The sequence below is a fragment of the Halorubrum sp. 2020YC2 genome (assembly GCF_018623055.1).
GTDB lineage: Archaea > Halobacteriota > Halobacteria > Halobacteriales > Haloferacaceae > Halorubrum.
Genome location: NZ_CP076019.1, coordinates 1,791,552 through 1,807,540, shown reverse-complemented (window position 1 = coordinate 1,807,540; position 15,989 = coordinate 1,791,552). Strand labels below are relative to the sequence as shown.

Annotated in this window: 14 protein-coding genes and 1 pseudogene; 3 read left to right on the top strand and 12 right to left on the bottom strand. The window is 71.2% G+C overall.

The window, feature by feature from the left end; genetic code table 11:
- Window positions 1–228 precede the first annotated feature (228 nt).
- The 3 genes and pseudogenes from KI388_RS08940 to KI388_RS08930 all read right to left on the bottom strand — a co-directional run bounded on the left by KI388_RS08940 (window position 229) and on the right by KI388_RS08930 (window position 2,927).
- Window positions 229–573, bottom strand: a complete 345-nt coding sequence (locus tag KI388_RS08940; RefSeq protein WP_215086311.1) for a DUF5802 family protein — start codon at window positions 571–573, stop codon at window positions 229–231.
- Between the two features lie 133 nt (window positions 574–706).
- Window positions 707–1,626 (bottom strand): annotated as a pseudogene (locus KI388_RS08935) (NADP-dependent phosphogluconate dehydrogenase).
- An 80-nt stretch (window positions 1,627–1,706) separates the two neighbouring features.
- The gene (locus KI388_RS08930) at window positions 1,707–2,927 is read right to left on the bottom strand and encodes a threonine synthase (protein ID WP_215086310.1); all 1,221 of its coding nucleotides are present in this window, start codon (window positions 2,925–2,927) and stop codon (window positions 1,707–1,709) included.
- Between the two features lie 218 nt (window positions 2,928–3,145).
- Here KI388_RS08930 and KI388_RS08925 point away from each other — a divergent pair, with 218 nt between their 5' ends.
- The gene (locus KI388_RS08925; RefSeq protein WP_215086309.1) at window positions 3,146–3,976 is read left to right on the top strand and encodes a helix-turn-helix domain-containing protein; all 831 of its coding nucleotides are present in this window, start codon (window positions 3,146–3,148) and stop codon (window positions 3,974–3,976) included.
- Window positions 3,977–3,998: 22 nt separating this feature from the next.
- On the opposite strand, the gene gcvPB is transcribed toward KI388_RS08925, so the two are convergent.
- The 4 genes from gcvPB to fen all read right to left on the bottom strand — a co-directional run bounded on the left by gcvPB (window position 3,999) and on the right by fen (window position 8,582).
- Window positions 3,999–5,429, bottom strand: a complete 1,431-nt coding sequence (gene gcvPB, locus KI388_RS08920) for an aminomethyl-transferring glycine dehydrogenase subunit GcvPB (RefSeq protein WP_215086308.1) — start codon at window positions 5,427–5,429, stop codon at window positions 3,999–4,001.
- Entirely contained in the window at window positions 5,430–6,758 is a 1,329-nt protein-coding gene (gene gcvPA, locus KI388_RS08915; RefSeq protein WP_215086307.1) for an aminomethyl-transferring glycine dehydrogenase subunit GcvPA, read from the bottom strand.
- 195 nt (window positions 6,759–6,953) lie between these two features.
- Window positions 6,954–7,337 carry a glycine cleavage system protein GcvH gene (gene gcvH, locus KI388_RS08910; protein WP_215086306.1) on the bottom strand — a complete coding sequence of 128 codons (384 nt, stop codon included), beginning with the start codon at window positions 7,335–7,337 and terminating at the stop codon, window positions 6,954–6,956.
- A 267-nt stretch (window positions 7,338–7,604) separates the two neighbouring features.
- Complete coding sequence (gene fen / locus KI388_RS08905; protein ID WP_215086305.1) at window positions 7,605–8,582, bottom strand: flap endonuclease-1; 978 nt, start codon at window positions 8,580–8,582, stop codon at window positions 7,605–7,607.
- Between the two features lie 136 nt (window positions 8,583–8,718).
- Between fen and fer the strand changes: the two genes are divergently transcribed.
- Window positions 8,719–9,375 (top strand): ferredoxin Fer, encoded by a 657-nt coding sequence (fer, locus tag KI388_RS08900; protein WP_215086304.1) that lies wholly within the window; start codon window positions 8,719–8,721, stop codon window positions 9,373–9,375.
- 54 nt (window positions 9,376–9,429) lie between these two features.
- Here the strand turns inward: fer and KI388_RS08895 are convergent, their stop codons facing one another.
- The 3 genes from KI388_RS08895 to KI388_RS08885 form a co-directional block, all read right to left on the bottom strand.
- The gene (locus KI388_RS08895) at window positions 9,430–10,011 is read right to left on the bottom strand and encodes a DoxX family protein (protein ID WP_215086303.1); all 582 of its coding nucleotides are present in this window, start codon (window positions 10,009–10,011) and stop codon (window positions 9,430–9,432) included.
- A 171-nt stretch (window positions 10,012–10,182) separates the two neighbouring features.
- Window positions 10,183–12,381 (bottom strand): OB-fold nucleic acid binding domain-containing protein, encoded by a 2,199-nt coding sequence (locus tag KI388_RS08890; protein ID WP_215086302.1) that lies wholly within the window; start codon window positions 12,379–12,381, stop codon window positions 10,183–10,185.
- A gap of 74 nt (window positions 12,382–12,455) precedes the next feature.
- Window positions 12,456–13,067, bottom strand: coding sequence for a YIP1 family protein (locus KI388_RS08885; protein WP_215088770.1), 612 nt, complete (start codon window positions 13,065–13,067; stop codon window positions 12,456–12,458).
- Between the two features lie 173 nt (window positions 13,068–13,240).
- Between KI388_RS08885 and KI388_RS08880 the strand changes: the two genes are divergently transcribed.
- Window positions 13,241–13,708 carry a type IV pilin gene (locus KI388_RS08880; protein ID WP_215086301.1) on the top strand — a complete coding sequence of 156 codons (468 nt, stop codon included), beginning with the start codon at window positions 13,241–13,243 and terminating at the stop codon, window positions 13,706–13,708.
- Window positions 13,709–13,755: 47 nt separating this feature from the next.
- Here KI388_RS08880 and KI388_RS08875 read toward each other — a convergent pair whose 3' ends face one another.
- Window positions 13,756–14,889 carry a Gfo/Idh/MocA family oxidoreductase gene (locus tag KI388_RS08875; RefSeq protein WP_215086300.1) on the bottom strand — a complete coding sequence of 378 codons (1,134 nt, stop codon included), beginning with the start codon at window positions 14,887–14,889 and terminating at the stop codon, window positions 13,756–13,758.
- Between the two features lie 24 nt (window positions 14,890–14,913).
- A complete protein-coding gene (locus tag KI388_RS08870) occupies window positions 14,914–15,885 on the bottom strand; it encodes a sugar phosphate isomerase/epimerase (protein ID WP_215086299.1) in 972 nt (323 codons plus the stop codon).
- Window positions 15,886–15,989 lie beyond the last annotated feature (104 nt).

The window sequence follows — 15,989 nt, the reverse complement described above, 5'->3', positions numbered from 1 at the left end:
AGCGTGCGCCCGCCTCGCGACTGGGGCTTTGGAGGAGTTTTCCGCCGATCTGCTAGTGTCTATTTATAAACGAGCGACTGGGGCTTTGGAGGAGTTTTCCGCCGATCTGCTAGTGTCTATTTATAAACGAGCGACTGGGGCTTTGGAGGAGTTTTCCGCCGGGATCCCTCGACCCACTCCTGAGTAGCGGACGACATCAACCCGAAAAACGGTGTCTCCCTCGTTTTATTATGCGTTCACGAACGGCTCCCACCCCTCCCAACGCAACAACTTCTCCGCCCGATCCGCATCCGCCAGCAGCACGTTCCGTCGGTCCGGGAGCGTCTCGTCGGCGAGCGCCTGCGGAATCGCGAGCGTGCCGCTCGGGACGTCGTCGTCGCCGCCGACCGGGATGTGGCCGCCGTCGACCTTCATGACCAGCGGGGCGTCGAGTCGCTCGACGCCCTCGCCGTCCGCGTACAGCTGCTCGTTGACGTGCTCGTGGTCCGCCCGCCGGATGACGGCGCGCTCGCCGCCGTGGGGTTCCACGTACAGTTCCCCCAGGTAGTAGCCGCTCGAGAATCGCTCGAACATTCTATGCGTGGTATCATCTACCACGGTAGTACATAAGCCTTTCTCGGGCGTGGTCGATCCCGATAATCAGCCGAAGGAACGGTTCTCGTCGTCCGCTCTGCCCGCTCCGCCGCTCTGCCCGCTCTGCCCGCCCCTACTCCCCGTCGGAGCGCCGCGCGACCTCGTGACGGCCGAATCCGTAGCGGAGCCGGTTCGCGAGCCGCCGCGAGAAGCGCCCCTCGTTGCGCGAGTCGAACCGCTCCGCGAGCGCCTGATAAATAATGGGGACGGGGACCTCCTGTTCGAGCGCCTCCTGAACCGTCCACGTGCCCGTCGACCCGCCCGCGACGTGGTCCGCCACGTCGCCAAGATCCGACCCCTCCTCTCGGAACGCCTCCTCGCACAGCGCTAAGAGCCACGAGCGGATCACGGCGCCGTTGTTCCACGTGCGCGCGACCGACTCCATGTCGAGGTCGTAGCGGCCGTCCGTGAGCAGTTCGAACCCCTCGCCGTACGCCTGCATCAGCGCGTACTCCACGCCGTTGTGGACCATCTTCACGTAGTGGCCCGCGCCCGACTCGCCCATGCGGTCGTGGCCGTCCGGCCCGGTCGCCACCGCGTCGAAGACGGGGACCATCGCCTCGTAGGCCCACTCCGGGCCGCCGACCATCAGCGAGAAGCCCGCCTCGGCGCTCGCCGGCCCGCCGGAGGTGCCGCAGTCGAGGTAGGCGGCGTCGGTGTCCGCGGCGCGGCGGGTCGACTCCCGAAGTGGGAGTTTCCGCCGTCGACGACCACGTCGTCGCCGCCGAGGTGCGGTTCGAGGTCCGCGAGCGTGGCGTCGACCGCGTCGCCCGCGGGCACCATCAGCCAGATGCGCTTACCGTCGCCGTCGCCCGACCCGTCCAGCCGGTCACAGAGGTCCGCCACGCTGTCGGCCGGCTCCGCGCCTCGCTCCGCCGCCTCGGCGGTCGCCTCCGCCGAGAGGTCGAACGCCACCACGTCGTGGCCCGCCTCCAGCGACCGGTTCGCGACGATCTGCCCCATCCGCCCGAGTCCGATGACGCCGAGTTCCATGCGCGAGGGGTGGCGACCGCCCGCCGTAGTGGTTCCGGTTCGACGGCTCGGTGGCGGCGAGTGGGGTTCATCCTCTGCGACTACTCGGCCGCCTCGGCCTCCCGCTCCCCGAGGTGCGCGCGCAGCGCGTCCACGTCCTTGTTGCCCGCGCCGGTGTTCAACAGGACGACCGTGTCGTCCGGCCCGAACTCGCCGGACTCCGCGAGCGCGAACGCGCCGGAGACCGCGGCCGCACAGGTGGCGCCGACCTCCAGCCCCTCCTCGCGCGCCACGTCGATGGCGGCGTCGAGGATCTCGCGGTCCGTCGTCGCCACCGCGCCGCCGTCGGACTGGCGGACCGCCTCCAGGATGAGGCCGCTCGCGCCGGGGTCCGGGATCGCGATCCCGTTGCACGCCGTGTCGACCTCGTCGTCCGCGATCGGCTCGTGGCGCTCCGCACCCGACTTGTAGGCGTCGACCACGGGCGCGCAGCCCGCGGCCTGCGCGACGTACATCGGGACGAGTTCGTCGGTCCACCCCAGCTTCTTCGCCTCCCGGGCGGCCTTGTGCATCCCGACGAGGCCGACGCCGCCGCCCGTCGGGTAGACGACGCCGTCGGGCGCCTCCCAGTCGAGTTGGGCCAGCAGCTCCAGCGCCATCGTCTTCTTGCCCTCGTGGCGGTACGGCGTGACGAACGTCTTCGTCGAGTACCACTCGGGATTGTCGTCTATCGCCTCGGCGTACGCCTTCCCGGCGTCGCCTATCTGCGAGTTCCCGTCGACGGGGTCGGTGACCGTCAGGTCCGCGCCGTGGACCTCGGTCATCGCCTTCTGGGTGAACCCCGCCCGCGAGGGGAGGAACACGTGCGCGTCCAGATCCGCCCGGGCCGCGTACGCCGCGGCCGCCTGCCCCGCGTTGCCGGCGCTGTTCAGCGCGACCTCGCTCGCGCCGTGCTCGCGCGCCGCCGTCATCGCGGCCGCCTGCCCGCGGTCCTTGAACGTCCCCGTCGGGTTCGCCCCCTCGTCTTTCAGGAGGACGCGGCCGACGCCCATCGCGTCCGCCAGCGCCGGGCACTCGACGAGCGGCGTCGCGCCCTCCCCGAGCGACACCGCGGTCTCGGCCGGGAACGGGAGCAGCTCCGCGTACCGCCACATCGACCCGTCCGGACGCGAGTCGAGCGTCTCCGGCGTTAACTCGACGCGGTCGTAGTCGGGGTCGAGAATCCCGTCGCAGTCGGGACAGCGGTGCGTCGCCGCCTCCGCGTCGAACGTCTCCCCGCAGTCGACGCAGGTCAGGCCGATGAACGCGTCTGTCGTCTCCATGAGACCGCGCTCGCCCGCCGTGGACTTCGGTCCTGCGGTCGCGGCGGTCGTCGGCCTCGACCCGCGGCGATCGCCGGTCCCGGTCCCCGCCGGGGTACTTAGGTTCGAAACGTATGAAGGGGCACCCCGAGGGGGACCGGGACCGTACGTCCACGAGAGATGTGTGTACCAGCGACCGTCGGGGCGGCCGGTCCGCCGGGGGGACCGAGGTGGAAGCGATGAGTCGGACCGCACTACGGCTCGACCTCCCGGCCGGGTCGTGGCTCGGGGACGTCTCGCGGACCGTCCCCGCCGCGACGCTCCGAGTCGACGAAACGATCGCGGTCGACGGCGACGGCCCGGTCCCCGTCGACGGCCCGGACGCGGCCGGAGACGGCGCGACGGTGGTCGCGACCGTCCTCGTCGCGGGCACGGATCGGGACCGGGTCGGGGACGCGCTCCGGGAGCACGACCGGGTGATCCGCGCGACGGCCGTCGAGCGCCGCGGCGAGGTCCGCACGCTCCGCGTGGTCGCCCGGACCCCCGCGTACCTCCCGGCGGCGCGGGCGGTCGGCCTGCCGATCGAGTCGACGGTCGAGGTCGTCGACGGCCGCGCGACCGTGACCGTGGTCGGAGACCGGGACCGTATCGAGGCGTTCGGGCGCCGGCTCGCCGGCGACGGGGTGACGGTCGGCGTCGCCGCGACCGGCGGCGACGACCCGGACCGGACGCTCACGGAGGCGCAGCGGGAACTCGTCTTCGAGGCGGTCCGCTCCGGGTACTACGACACGCCGCGCCGATGTACGCTCACGGAGCTGGCCGAGGCGAACGGCATCGCGAAGTCGACGTGTAGCGAGACGCTCCACCGCGCCGAGGGACGGGTGATGCGGCGGTTCGTCGACGGCGCGGGATCGTTCGAGTCGTCCTCCGAGGAGACCGCGACCGTCGAGGGGTCCGGCCCGGACACCGCCGCTCCCGACGAGACCGACGACGGCGACGGCGTCGACGAACTCGACGCGAACGACCGCAACGGGCAGGAGCCGGTCCGGTCGGCCGCGACCGAACCCTGACGCGACCGAGCGACCTCCCGGGCTACTCCCCGTCGAGCGCCTGCCACGAGAGCCGCGGGTCGCGCGCGGCGGCGACCTGATCGATCCGAGAGGCGGCGGTCCGGTTCGGCGCGGAGTCGAGCGCCTCGTCGGTGTCGGCGTACGCGAGGTTGAACGCCTCAGCGAGGTCGTCGAGCGAGGACTGCCCCTCGATCTCCGTCGGCTCCGTCAGCATCGCCTCCGGCACCATCTCCGGCCACTTCGTCGTCGGCGGGTGGACGCCGAAGTCGAGCATCCGCTTGGCGACGTCGGCCGCGTCGCGGTCGCCCGCGGTCGCCGCGAACTCGTGGTGGAAGGGACCGTGCGGCACGTCCAAGTCGAGCCGCTCCGCGAGGTAGTTCGCGTTGAGGACGGCCTTCGCGGCCGCGTCCGCGAGCCCCTCGTCGCCGAGGCGGGCGATGTACGCGTACGCCTTGATCAACACGAGCCAGTTGCCGGCGAAGCCGTGGACCTTCCCGATCGTGTGGGCCGGATCGAAGCGCTCGTATCCGGCGCCCTCCTCGGCCTCGCGCACCCGAGGCGTCGGCAGGAACGGCGCCAGCTCGTCGACGACGCCGACCGGGCCGGCGCCGGGACCGCCGCCGCCGTGAGGCGTCGCGAACGTCTTGTGGACGTTGTAGTGCATCACGTCGAACCCCATGTCGCCGGGGCGGCCGCGACCGAGCAGCGCGTTGAGGTTCGCGCCGTCGTAGTACAGCAGTCCGCCCGCGTCGTGGACGATGTCGGCTATCTCGGTGATGTCGCGCTCGAAGAGGCCGACCGTGTTCGGGTTCGTGAGCATGAGCGCGGCGGTGTCGTCGCCCACGGCCGCCTCCAGGGCCTCTAAGTCGACGCGGCCGTCCTCGCCGGAGGGGAGCTCGACCACGTCGTAGCCGGCGGTCGCGGCCGTCGCGAAGTTGGTCCCGTGCGCCGACGCCGGGATCACGACCTCCGAGCGGTCGTTGCCGTGGTGTTCGTGGTACGCCTTCGCGACGAGGATCCCCGTCAGCTCCCCGGCGGCGCCCGCTGGCGGCTGGAGCGTGACGGCGTCCATCCCGCCGACGTCCGCGAGGACCTCTTGAAGCCGGTACTGCAGCTCTAAGATCCCCTGCGCCGAGCGCGTGGACCGGTCCGGGTGGACCGCGGCGCTCGGGTCGGCCGCGACGTCCTCGGTGAACTTGGGGTTGTACTTCATCGTACAACTCCCCAGCGGGTACGGGCCCGCGTCGATCGCCCAGTTCATCTGCGAGAGCCGGGTGTAGTGGCGCGCCGTCTCCGGCTCCGAGGGGTTCGGCAGCGTCAGCTCCTCGCGCGTCAGGTCGTCCGGCAGCGGGGAGTCCTCTCGCACGTCGACCGTCTCCTGGCCCTTCTCCGAGAGCAGCGGCTCGCGGACGCCCTCTCCGTCCCGCTCGTAGTTCGCCTGATCGTGGATCATCTACAGCACCCCCTCCAAGGCCTCGACGAGACCGTCGGTCCGCCCGGCGTTCAGGTCGGTGACGCACACCTGAAGCAGGTGCTCGTCGATCGCGTGGACCGCGAACCCCTCGGCCTCCAAGTCCTCGGCGACCGGCGCCGCCGGCTGGTCGACCCGCACCGCGAACTCGCGGAAGTGGTGACGGTCGTGGACGGGCGCGGCCGCGCCGGAGAGGTCGTCGATCCGCGCCGCCAGCGCCTCCGCCTCGCGGACGCAGTCGTTCGCGAGGTCGACGAGGCCGTCCGGGCCGAGCGTCGCCGCGTGGATCGCCGCGCGGAGCGCGACCCACGCCTGGTTCGTACAGATGTTCGAGGTGGCCCGCTCCTTGCGGATGTGCTGCTCGCGGGTCTGGAGCGTGAGCGTGTACGCGCGGTCGCCGTCCGCGTCCTCGCTCGCGCCGACGAGCCGGCCGGGGACCTGCCGGAGGAAGTCGTCGCGGCAGGCGAAGATCCCCAGCCCCATCCCGTAGCTGGTCGGCAGGCCGAGCGCGCCGGCCTCCCCGACCACGACGTCGGCGCCGACCGCTTCCGGCGATTCGAGCACCGACAGCGCGACCACGTCCGAGCCGAGCGCGAACAGCGCGTCGGTCTCGGCCGCCGTCTCACCGATCGCCGCGAGCCGCTCCTCGAGGCAGCCGCGGACGGTCGGGCTCTCGGCGTACACCATCACCACGTCGTCGCCGGCGCGCTCCGCGAGCGCGTCGACGTCCGCGGTGCCGTCGGCCATCGGGTACGTCTCGACGGCGAGGTCGGCGCCGGCGCAGTAGTTCTCCAGCACCGCCCGCTTCCCCTCGCGGAGCTGTTCCGGGACGAGGACGACGTCGCCGGACGTCGAGCGGACGCGGTCCGCAAGCGTCGCGGCCTCCCCGAGCGCGGTCGCGGCGTCGTACATCGAGCAGTTCGCGACGTCTAATCCGGTCAGCTCGACCAGCATCGACTGGTACTCGAAGAGGGCCTGGAGGAACCCCTGCGACACCTCCGGCTGGTACTGGGTGTAGCTCGTGAGGAACTCCGCGCGGTCCGCGAGGTGGTCGACGACGCTCGGCACGTAGTGGCCGTAGTGCCCCCGGCCGAGGAACTCCGTGAGGTCGTCGTTGCGGTCCAAGATCCGGGCGCACTCGTCGCGGATCTCGCGTTCGGTGCGCGGTTCGATACCGAAGTCGCCGTCGAAGGCGACCGACTCGGGGATGTCGAACAGCGCCTCCTCGTCGTCGACGCCGATCGCGGCCAGCATCGCCGCGGTCTCCTCGTCGGTGTGGGGCGCGTACGGGGTGCCGTTCGCCCGGCTCATCTGGTCTCTCCCTCGGGTCCCCGAGCCGTCGCTCGGTCGTCGTTCGGTTCTCGGTTCGCGGCTCGTCGGTCGGAACGTGGCGTTGTCATGGTCGGGTCGGGCGGTCGAGTTCGGTGTCCGCAGTCGGTCGGACGGTCGGTGTCCGCAGTCGGTCGGACGGTCGCGGTCGGTATCGCGCCGGCCGCGTCCGCGCTGTCAGGCGATCTGGTCGTCGTACGCGTCGGCGTCGAGCAGCCCGTCGGCGTCGCCGCCCTCGACGGGTTCGACCTCGAGCATCCACCCGTCGCCGTACGGGTCCTCGTTGACCAGTTCCGGGCGGTCGAACAGCTCTTCGTTGACCGCGACGACCTCGCCAGAGACGGGCGCGTACAGGTCCGAGACGGCCTTGATCGACTCGACGACGCCGAACGCCTCCCCGGCGGTGACCTCGCCGCCGACCTCGGGGAGCTCGACGAACACCACGTCGCCAAGCTCGTCCTGCGCGAAGTCGGAGACGCCGATCCGGACGGCCTCGCCGCCGGTCGTCGCCCACTCGTGCGATTCCAAGTACCGTCTGTCGTCGGGAACGTCGAAGCTCATTGGTCAGGGTCGCCGCGGGCCGCCCGGGTCCCCGCCCGCGGGAGCCGCGCAGTCGGCGCCGGCAGCGGATCCGGCTCGCCGGGCGGCTGCGGGCGGCGTCTCCGGTCGAAAGGCGGTCCGCGACACGTGTGTTTCACCCTTTCCACGACGAGGAAATAAAAGGTGTGTTCGCGGCCGTTGCGCCGACGGACGCCCGGCGGAACCCGGTCGGTCGCGTCCGGTCAGGTCCGCCGGTCGTGGCCAGTCGGGTCCGGCGGTCCGCCCCCGTCAGGTCCACCGGTCCAGCCCGGTCTGGACCTGCGACTCCGCGACGCGCTCGAACCCCCGCTCGACCTCGTCGGCGGCGACCCCCCACTCGTCGACGACGTACTCGCGGGCGGCCTCGACGTCCGGGTTCACGTCGGCGTCGACCGCGACGTCCTCCGCGGGCGGGTCCATGAACAGCTCTCGGATCGCCGCCGCGTTCGGGATTTCGGCGTCTCGGGCTTCCAAGACGCTCCACAAATCACCGTGTTCCCGTACCTCCGTCACCGCGGTCTTCGGGCCGATCCCGCGGACGCCCTCGTTGAAATCGGTGCCGCAGAGCATCGCGACGTCGACGAGCCCCTGCCGGTCGAGGTCGAGGTCCGAAAGCGTCGCCGCGAGGTCCATCATTTCGGGGTCGCCCTTGCTCGTCAGCTGACGGAGCGTCGTCGTCGCGCCGAACAGGAGGGTGTCGTAGTCCTCGCTACCCGCGTGGTCGACGGTCCCGGTCGCGGCCATGTGCGCGCACTGGGCTTCCCCCTCCGCGGGCGCCTCGACGACCGGCACGTCGAGCAGTTCCAGCAGCTCGCGGGTCGTCTCCTGTATCGTGTCCGTGAGCCGCTGGGTCCGGGCCTCTAAGCGCGCGGCCTCGACCGCGTCGCCGCGATCCTCCGCGGCCGCCCGCCGCTCCTCGGCCGCCTCGCGCTTCTCGCGGCGCTCCGCCACCTCGTCGGCCTTCAGGTCGGTGACGGCGCCGTCGAACACCATCACGGGGATCAGGTCGTGCTCGAAGAACTTCGGGAGCCCCTGGACGACGCCGATCAGGTTCGCCACCTCGACGCCGTCGGCGGTGGTGTACTTCTCGTCCGAGGTCCACTTCACCGTCGTCGTGAGGTAGCGGTACAGCCAGTTGTGCGCGTCGACGGCGACGACGCTCCCCTCGATCTCCGCGAAGGAGACGTCGCGGATCGACGCGAGGTCGCGCAGGTCGGCGTTTCCCATTACCGGTCTCTGGGGCGCGGCGCTCTTAAACGCTGACCGGTCCGCGGCGGTCCGGCCGCCCGCCGGCTCGCCCCGTGATCCGCCTGCCGACTTCTGGGCAGTTTATGTGCCTCACGCGCGTACGGTAGGTAACCGGATGGTCTCCCCGTTCGAGGTGTTGGACGTCGACGAGGACGCCGACGACGACGCGGTCGAACGGGCCTACCGCGAGCGCGTGAAGCGCGCCCACCCCGACCAGGGGGGTTCGACCGAGGAGTTCCAGCTGGTCCGCCGCGCCTACCGAGAGCTGTCGGAGCGCGACGGAGACGGCGACGGGGGCGACGACGAGGTCGACCCGGCGGACGTCGACCTCTCTCAGGGGGGCGACGCGCGGGAGCCGCGCTCGACCCGCGTGGAGTTCCTCGACTACGAGGCCATCGTCGACTACGGCTGGTCGCTCGACGACGACGAGCTGTTCCGGAAGGCCGCCCACGCCGACCTCGGCCCCGACGCCCACGGTCGGCTGCTCGTCCACCCCGACGAGAGCCTGCTGGAGGCGGCCGAGCGCAGCGGCTTCGCGTGGCCCTTCTCGTGTCGCGGCGGCGCCTGCGCGAACTGCGCGGTGTACCTCGCGGAGGGGGAGCTCTCGCAGCCCACCGACCACATCATGCCCGACGACCTCGCGGAGCGGGGGTTCCGGCTCTCCTGTAACGGTTACCCCCTGACCGACGAGCTGTCGGTCGTGTTCAACGTGAAACAGCGACCCGAACTCGACGACCTCATCCTCCCGCCCGGACCGTTCACACGCCGGTGACTGGGCGGGCACCGACCGACGGCAAAAATCTCGCAGCGGGTCGCCGCCGACTCCTCACCCGAGCAGGAACCGCAGCCACGGGGCGTTCTCGACCAGTTCCGTCTCCTCTAGCGCTCGGTCGACCCCGACGATCCGGCCGGCGCCCCACGCGCCCAGCCCGAACAGGATCAGCATGTACACGAGCGAGCTGTCGACGAAGTAGCCGTGCGCGACCGGGAACCCGTCGGTGAGCCCGCCCTGCCAGGCCGCGGTCCAGAACATCGACATCATGATCGCGCCCATCAGCGCCGCGAACCGGAAGAGGACGCCGAAGAGCAGGGCCAGCCCGATCAGGATCTGTCCGAACACCACCATCGGGTCGATGATCGCGGCGAAGTCCGCGAAAAAGAGGAACAGCCCCTGAAGCGGGTTGGCGTCGGCGATCGCGTTCTGGAGGAACCCGACGGAACTCCACGCGAGGGGGTCGGCCAACCCCCCCTCGAACAGCTTCTCTAACCCGGCTTGGAGGAACACCCACGCCATCACGACTCGGAGGCCGAGCATCGAGTACGCGAGCCACGTCTCCGAGTAGCTGAAGTCCACGTTACGGCCGAGCAGCTCCGCGCGGAGCGTTCGTTCCGAGGGTCGTGTAGCCATCTTGTGACACCAGTCTGAGGGAGTGTCACACACCAGCAAGAATCCACCGGCCGGTTCGATTCCCGCCAGTTCTCAACCGCGAGTGAAATAAAACTACAGCGCATACCCTTGCGGAGCGGAGGAGAGGTCCGCTCGGGGTCGTCCCTCGAACTCCCGCGACGAGCGGCCGCCTCAGAACGCCTCTGCGACGGCGGCGACGACGGCGTCCTCGACGGCGTCGCGCTCGCCCGAGAGGAACTCGATCTTCCCCTCACGGACGCCCGCGATGGCGATGTCCGCCTTCGGCGCGATCTCGGCCGCGCGCTCGGCCACGTCGCGGACGGAGACGTCCGCGGTCGTTCGGACGTACAGTTCGTCGGTGCCGACCCCGACCGTCGCGAACGGCTCGCCGTCGGCGCGCCGGCGGTGGAGGTCGTCCAAGATGAGCGCCGTCGGCGGGAAGTCGTAGCGGTGCGTGTAGCCGTCGGTGTCGAGTAGCGCGAACTCGACGCCGTCGACCGCCTCGGTCACCACGTTCGCGTCCGCAGTCTCGATTTCGGTCTCCAGCTTCTCTCTGAACTGCTCGGAGACGTGCGCCGCGAGGTTCCCGTCGTCCGAGAACAGGAGATCCGCGATCAGTTCGCGTTTGTCCTGATACGACTGGTAGTACGCCTCCAGCGCGACCGCCTCGCGGAGCTCCGCGACGCGCTCGGCGTCGTAACCCGCGTCGCGCGCGAGGTCGACGTACCGCTCGGGGACGTCCGCCCAGTAGCTCACGGCCGGCAGGTGCCGGAGGTCGGCGCGGACCTCGTCGTTGATCGCGGACGCCAGCGAGGCGACGAGCGCGCCTGTCGAGAGCGTCTCGTCGCCGTCGCCGTCGGCCAGCTCCGGCGAGACGAGCGTGTCGACCGCGTCCCGGGCCTCTGGGTCCGCGACCGCGGCGTCGACGACGACCGCGTCGACCCCGTACACCGACAGCAGGTCGATGCCGTCGGCGGACTCGGTCGTCGAACCGGCGCCGACGAGCAGGAAGAGTGGGAGCTTCTCATCGTGGCGGTCCCGGTCTTGGAGCATCCGGGTCGCGTCGTTGGTGGCCGCGTCCATCCCGTACACCGGCTCGTCGAGCGGACGGCGGGTGAAGTAGTGGTACTCCGCGTCGCTCTTCGCGTGCTCGTCGCGGATCAGCGGGAGGACGGCGCGCTCGACCGCGGCGCCCGCGACGTAGCCGTCGGCCGTCGCCGGGTGACGGACGACGATCGGTCGCGACTCGAGGACCGCGCGGCGGACCGCCTCGGCCGCGTCGAGGAGGCCGTCCGCGAGCGCCGCGACCGTCTCGTCGCCGCCCAGCGGCTGAAGCCCCTCGGGGCGGGCCTCGTCGGTGAGCGCCTCCGCGATCCGGCGGCGGACCGTCTCGGCCCCCTCGCCGTCGAGGAGGACGAGCGCCTCTGACTCCACCTGAACGTCGCCGCGGTGGCTCTCGACCTCGCCGTCGACCCGTACCGCGTCGCCAACCTCGACGTCCGGGTGCGCTCGGACGCCCGGTTCGACGAACGCGGCCACGTCGACCGCGCCCGTCTCGTCGCTGACCTCGAACACCGTCGGCCCGCCGGTCTGGCGGACGCCGACGACCTCGCCCTCGATCCGGACCGACTCGCCTATCGCGTCTTCGAGGGTCGCGATCGACACGCGCTCGGGCTCCTCGTCGGAGCCGCCGACCGCGTCGTCGCCGGAGGCGGACGCCGCGTCGACGTCGCCGGGCTCCCCGTCGTCGTCGGTCGCCTCGGCCTCGCTTTCGTCGGCCTGCGCGACCTCGCCGGACATCGTCTCACCGCTCGGGTCGGGGTCGGCATCGGACTCGACGACGTTGTCGCCGGCGGGCGCCTCGGACTCGACCGCGTCGTCAGACCGCTCTTCGTCCCCGTCCTCTTCGGTCGATTCGTCGGGTTGAACCTCGTCTGTCGCCCCCTCGTCTGTCGCCTCCTCGGATTCGTCGCCCTCGCTCGCCTCCTCGTCCGGGAGGTGTTCGCCGGCGGACTCCTGCACGAGGACGCCGCGGAATTCGCGGTCGGCCTGTCGGATCGACCAGCCGAGGTCGACGTTGCCGTTGTCGCGGACGCCCTTCACCTGGACGAACACGTCGTCGCCCGGCTCCCAGTCGAGGCTGTCGAGGCGGCGGTCCAGCTCTGAGCGGTGGAGCAGTCCGGTGACGCCCGGCGCGAGGTCGACGAACACGCCGAACTCGGCGTACCCGTCGACGACGCCCCGGTAGAACCGGCTCGGAACTAGGTCGTCGGGGGAGTTGCCGCGGAAGTCGAACACGACGTCTTCCTGGTGCGAATCGCAGACGCGACCGCCCCCGACGTCGGTGCCACAGATGATACAGGATCCCATTTGAATACACCGAGAGTCTCGGGCCTAAAACGGTTGTCGAAAGCCCGCTGGGGCCGCGACGAGGCGCCGACGCGTCACGCGCCGAACAGCGTCCGCGCCGCGGCCACGGCGCGGTACCCCACGCCGTAGCCGAGCGCGGCCGGCGGGAGCGCGGCCACGACCGTTCGGACCGGTCCAAGTCCGTGGACCGCCCGGAGCCCGACGAACAGAAGCACCGCGGCGTACGCGCCGCAGACGACTCGCAACTCCGGAATCGCCGGGCCGGCCAGCGCCATCGGGGAACTGGCGTACGCGACGGCCTGAACGGTCTCGCTCACGCCCCCGCGGTCGCGCAGCGCGAAGCGTCCGTCCGCGACCTCGACGCTCGCGACCACGACCGAGACGGTCGCGACCGCGGCGGTCAGGTGGAGGCCGACCGGCAGCCCGACCACCACGACGACGACGAAGACGACGAGCGCCGTCAACGCCGGAGAGGAAGGGACGACGCCGGGGATCGCGGCGGGGTCCGTCGCGATCAGCCCGAGCGTGAACGCCGCGGCGACCGCGACCGCGAACGTCAGCGCGGGCGCCTGATCGCCGGGCGTGATGCCGTTCGCGAACGCCTGCCGCGGCCGAACGAGCACCGCCGCCCAGGTGCGCGCGATGCCGCGAAGCCCGCGGGGGCGCCCGCCCGTCGAACCGTCGATCCGGAACGTCACGGTCGGAGTTCGGTCGCGCGAAATAACCCGTTTCCGGTTCGGTCCGGGGGTCCGAGGCGGCGCCTCGGCCCGCGCGTCCGGTCCCCGGCGCTCTCGGATCTTATCAGCGCTGATACGCGGCGCGGAAAGACTTATATTGCCGCCGTCTGAGTGATGCTTGAATGGTCGCGTTCCGGAACGACGAGCGAGGGTTCACCCCGCTGGCGGGCACGGGACTGCTCGTCGGGATCGTCGTGCTGCTGCTGGCGATCGTCGGCGCGGCGGTGTTCGGGCTCATCGACGGCGTCGCCCCGCCGGACGCCGAGTTCGAGGGGCAACAGGAGAACGGCTCGCTCGTCGTCGTCGCGCTCGGTCCCGAACCGGTCCCCGCGGAGGAGCTGTACGTCCGCGGCGAGGACCCGGACGGCAACGTCCAGTTCGGCGCGTGGCCCGGCGAGGGCGTCGTCCGGCCGGGCGACCGGGTGCCCGTTCCCAACGCCACCGGCAACGAGAACTTCGAGGTCGTCTGGGAGCCGGTCGCGTTCGACACCCGCGAGACGCTCGGCAGCTACGACGGCGAGGACTCCGCCATCGAGGAGTGGAGTGAGGAGAACGGCGGCAGCACGCCGGGCGGCGGCGTCGGCGTCTGAAGCGGAGCGGGCGGGCGACCCGACTCACTCCCCTCCGCCGCGGGCGCTCACTCGACGGCGACCCGCTCGCCGCGCTCGTCCGCCTGTTCGATCGCCGCGAGCACGCGCTGGACCTCGTAGCCGTCCGCGAACGACGGCTCGAACGACCCCCCCTCCGCGACCGCCGAGAGGAACTCGTAGCCCTCGTGCACGAACGTGTGCTCCCAGCCGATCACGTGACCGGGCGGCCACCAGCGGTCGACGTAGGGATCCGTCTCCTCGGTGACTAACACCGTCTCGTAGCCGCGGTTCCCCTCGCGGAGCACCTCCAGTTCGTTGAGCCGCTCCAGAGAGAACGTCAGGCTCCCCCCCGTCCCGTGGACCGCGACCGTGTGGTCGTTCTTGTGCCCCTCCGCGACGCGACTGGCCTCGAAGCTCCCGGTCGCGCCCGACTCGTAGGCGACCTGCGCGGAGTAGGCGTCGTCGACCGTCACGTCGCGGTACTCCGCGACCTCTCCCTCGTCGTCGTAGACGGGGCGCTCGTCGACGAACGTCGTCAACTGCCCCGAGACGCGGTCGATCCCGCCGACGGCGTCCCCGACGAGGAAGTTCGCGAGGTCGATCGTGTGCGCGCCCAAGTCACCGAGGGCGCCGGAGCCGGCCATCTCGGCGTCCATCCGCCACGCCCACGGCGCCTCGGGGTCGACGAGCCAGTCTTGGAGGTACCGCCCGCGGACCTGCCGGATCTCGCCCAACTCGCCGTCCTCGATCAGCCCCTTCGCGTACCGGATCGCCGGGACGAACCGGTAGTTGAACGCGGTTCCGGCCGGCACGTCCGCCGCGGCCGCGGCGTCGCGCATGGCCGCGGCCTCCTCCAGCGTCGGCGCGAGCGGTTTCTCACAGAGGACGGGAATCCCCGCCTCGAGGGCCGCGATCGACGGCTCCGCGTGGACGTGGTTCGGTCCGAGGTTGTAGAAGACGTCCACCTCGTCGAGCGCGGCCTCCCAGTCCGTCGCGGCGTGCGCGAAGCCGAACCGCTCGGCCGCGTCCGCGAGGGCTTCCTCGTCGCGCCCGACGAGCGTGTGTCGCTCGATTTCGGGCGCGTCCGGGAAGAACATCGGGAGCCGCGCCATCGCGTTCGCGTGCGCCTTGCCCATGAATCGATACCCCAGCACGCCGATCTTCAGCGGTTCGTCGGTCATTGTCCGTGGTCCGCGGTCGTCATCTCATTCCGCCCAGTACGCGTCGCCCGGTTCCGTCTCGAAGACCGCGCGCTCCAGCACGTCGACGGCCTTCTCTAACCCCTCTCGCGCGGAGGTGAGCGAGTCCTCGTGTTCGATCGACAGCGCGCCCTCGTAGCCGACCATCCGGAGCGTCGAGACCACGTCCTTCCAGTGCTCTTCGCCGTGGCCGTAGCCGATCGAACGGAACAGCCACGAGCGGTCGGCCTCCTCGGCGTAGCCCGTCGTGTCGAGGACGCCCTTCACCCGGGCGTTCGCCTCGTACACCCTCGTGTCCTTGGCGTGGACGTGGTGGATCGCGTCTTGCTCGCCCAGGAAGCGGATCGCCTCGGTCACGTCGATCCCCTGCCAGTAGAGGTGCGAGGGGTCGAAGTTGGCGCCGATCCGGTCGTTCGTCGCCTCGCGGAGCGCGAGTAGCCCGGTCGGCTCGTACACCAGCATGTTCGGGTGCATCTCGATCGCCACGTCGACGCCGTGACGCTCGGCGTGGGCCGCCAGCTCCGTCCAGTACGGGACCGCGACCTCGTCCCACTGGTAGTCGAGCGCGTCGGCGTGTTCGGCCGGCCACGGCGCCGTGACCCAGTTCGGCGTCGAGTCGCCGGGCGCGCCCGCGGGAAGCCCGGAGAAGCAAGTCACGGCGTCGACGCCGAGCAGGTCGGCCAACTCGATCGCCTCGCGCAGTTCGCGGTCGGCCGCGGCGGCCCGCTCCTCGTCGGGATGAAGCGGATTGTTGTGCGTCGCCAGCGCGGAGATCCGCAGGCCGTGGTCGTCGAGCAGCGCTCGGAGGGTTTCGCGCGCGCCCTCGTCGTTGAGGAGCGTCTCGCGGTCGACGTGGTCCTCGTCGGGCCACCCACCGACGCCGAGTTCGACGGCGTCGACGCCGAGACCGTCGAGGTACGCGGCCGCGTCGTCGATCGCTTCGCCGCCTAAGGGAACTGTTAGCACGCCGATATCCATGCGCGGTCGTACGGCCACACCGCGAATAAGTGTTCAGGAAGCGCCGCCGCGGCCCTCGCTCCCGCCGCGAACCGCCCGTTCCGCCGACGAACCGCATGAGGTTT

Excerpts from the sequence above, each read along its gene's own strand:
- KI388_RS08940 (WP_215086311.1), bottom strand. The coding sequence starts at position 573 with ATGTTCGAGCGATTCTCGAGCGGCTACTACCTGGGGGAACTGTACGTG.
- KI388_RS08930 (WP_215086310.1), bottom strand. The coding sequence starts at position 2,927 with ATGGAGACGACAGACGCGTTCATCGGCCTGACCTGCGTCGACTGCGGG.
- KI388_RS08925 (WP_215086309.1), top strand. The coding sequence starts at position 3,146 with ATGAGTCGGACCGCACTACGGCTCGACCTCCCGGCCGGGTCGTGGCTC.
- gcvPB (WP_215086308.1), bottom strand. The coding sequence starts at position 5,429 with ATGATCCACGATCAGGCGAACTACGAGCGGGACGGAGAGGGCGTCCGC.
- gcvPA (WP_215086307.1), bottom strand. The coding sequence starts at position 6,758 with ATGAGCCGGGCGAACGGCACCCCGTACGCGCCCCACACCGACGAGGAG.
- gcvH (WP_215086306.1), bottom strand. The coding sequence starts at position 7,337 with ATGAGCTTCGACGTTCCCGACGACAGACGGTACTTGGAATCGCACGAG.
- fen (WP_215086305.1), bottom strand. The coding sequence starts at position 8,582 with ATGGGAAACGCCGACCTGCGCGACCTCGCGTCGATCCGCGACGTCTCC.
- fer (WP_215086304.1), top strand. The coding sequence starts at position 8,719 with ATGGTCTCCCCGTTCGAGGTGTTGGACGTCGACGAGGACGCCGACGAC.
- KI388_RS08895 (WP_215086303.1), bottom strand. The coding sequence starts at position 10,011 with ATGGCTACACGACCCTCGGAACGAACGCTCCGCGCGGAGCTGCTCGGC.
- KI388_RS08890 (WP_215086302.1), bottom strand. The coding sequence starts at position 12,381 with ATGGGATCCTGTATCATCTGTGGCACCGACGTCGGGGGCGGTCGCGTC.
- KI388_RS08880 (WP_215086301.1), top strand. The coding sequence starts at position 13,241 with ATGGTCGCGTTCCGGAACGACGAGCGAGGGTTCACCCCGCTGGCGGGC.
- KI388_RS08875 (WP_215086300.1), bottom strand. The coding sequence starts at position 14,889 with ATGACCGACGAACCGCTGAAGATCGGCGTGCTGGGGTATCGATTCATG.
- KI388_RS08870 (WP_215086299.1), bottom strand. The coding sequence starts at position 15,885 with ATGGATATCGGCGTGCTAACAGTTCCCTTAGGCGGCGAAGCGATCGAC.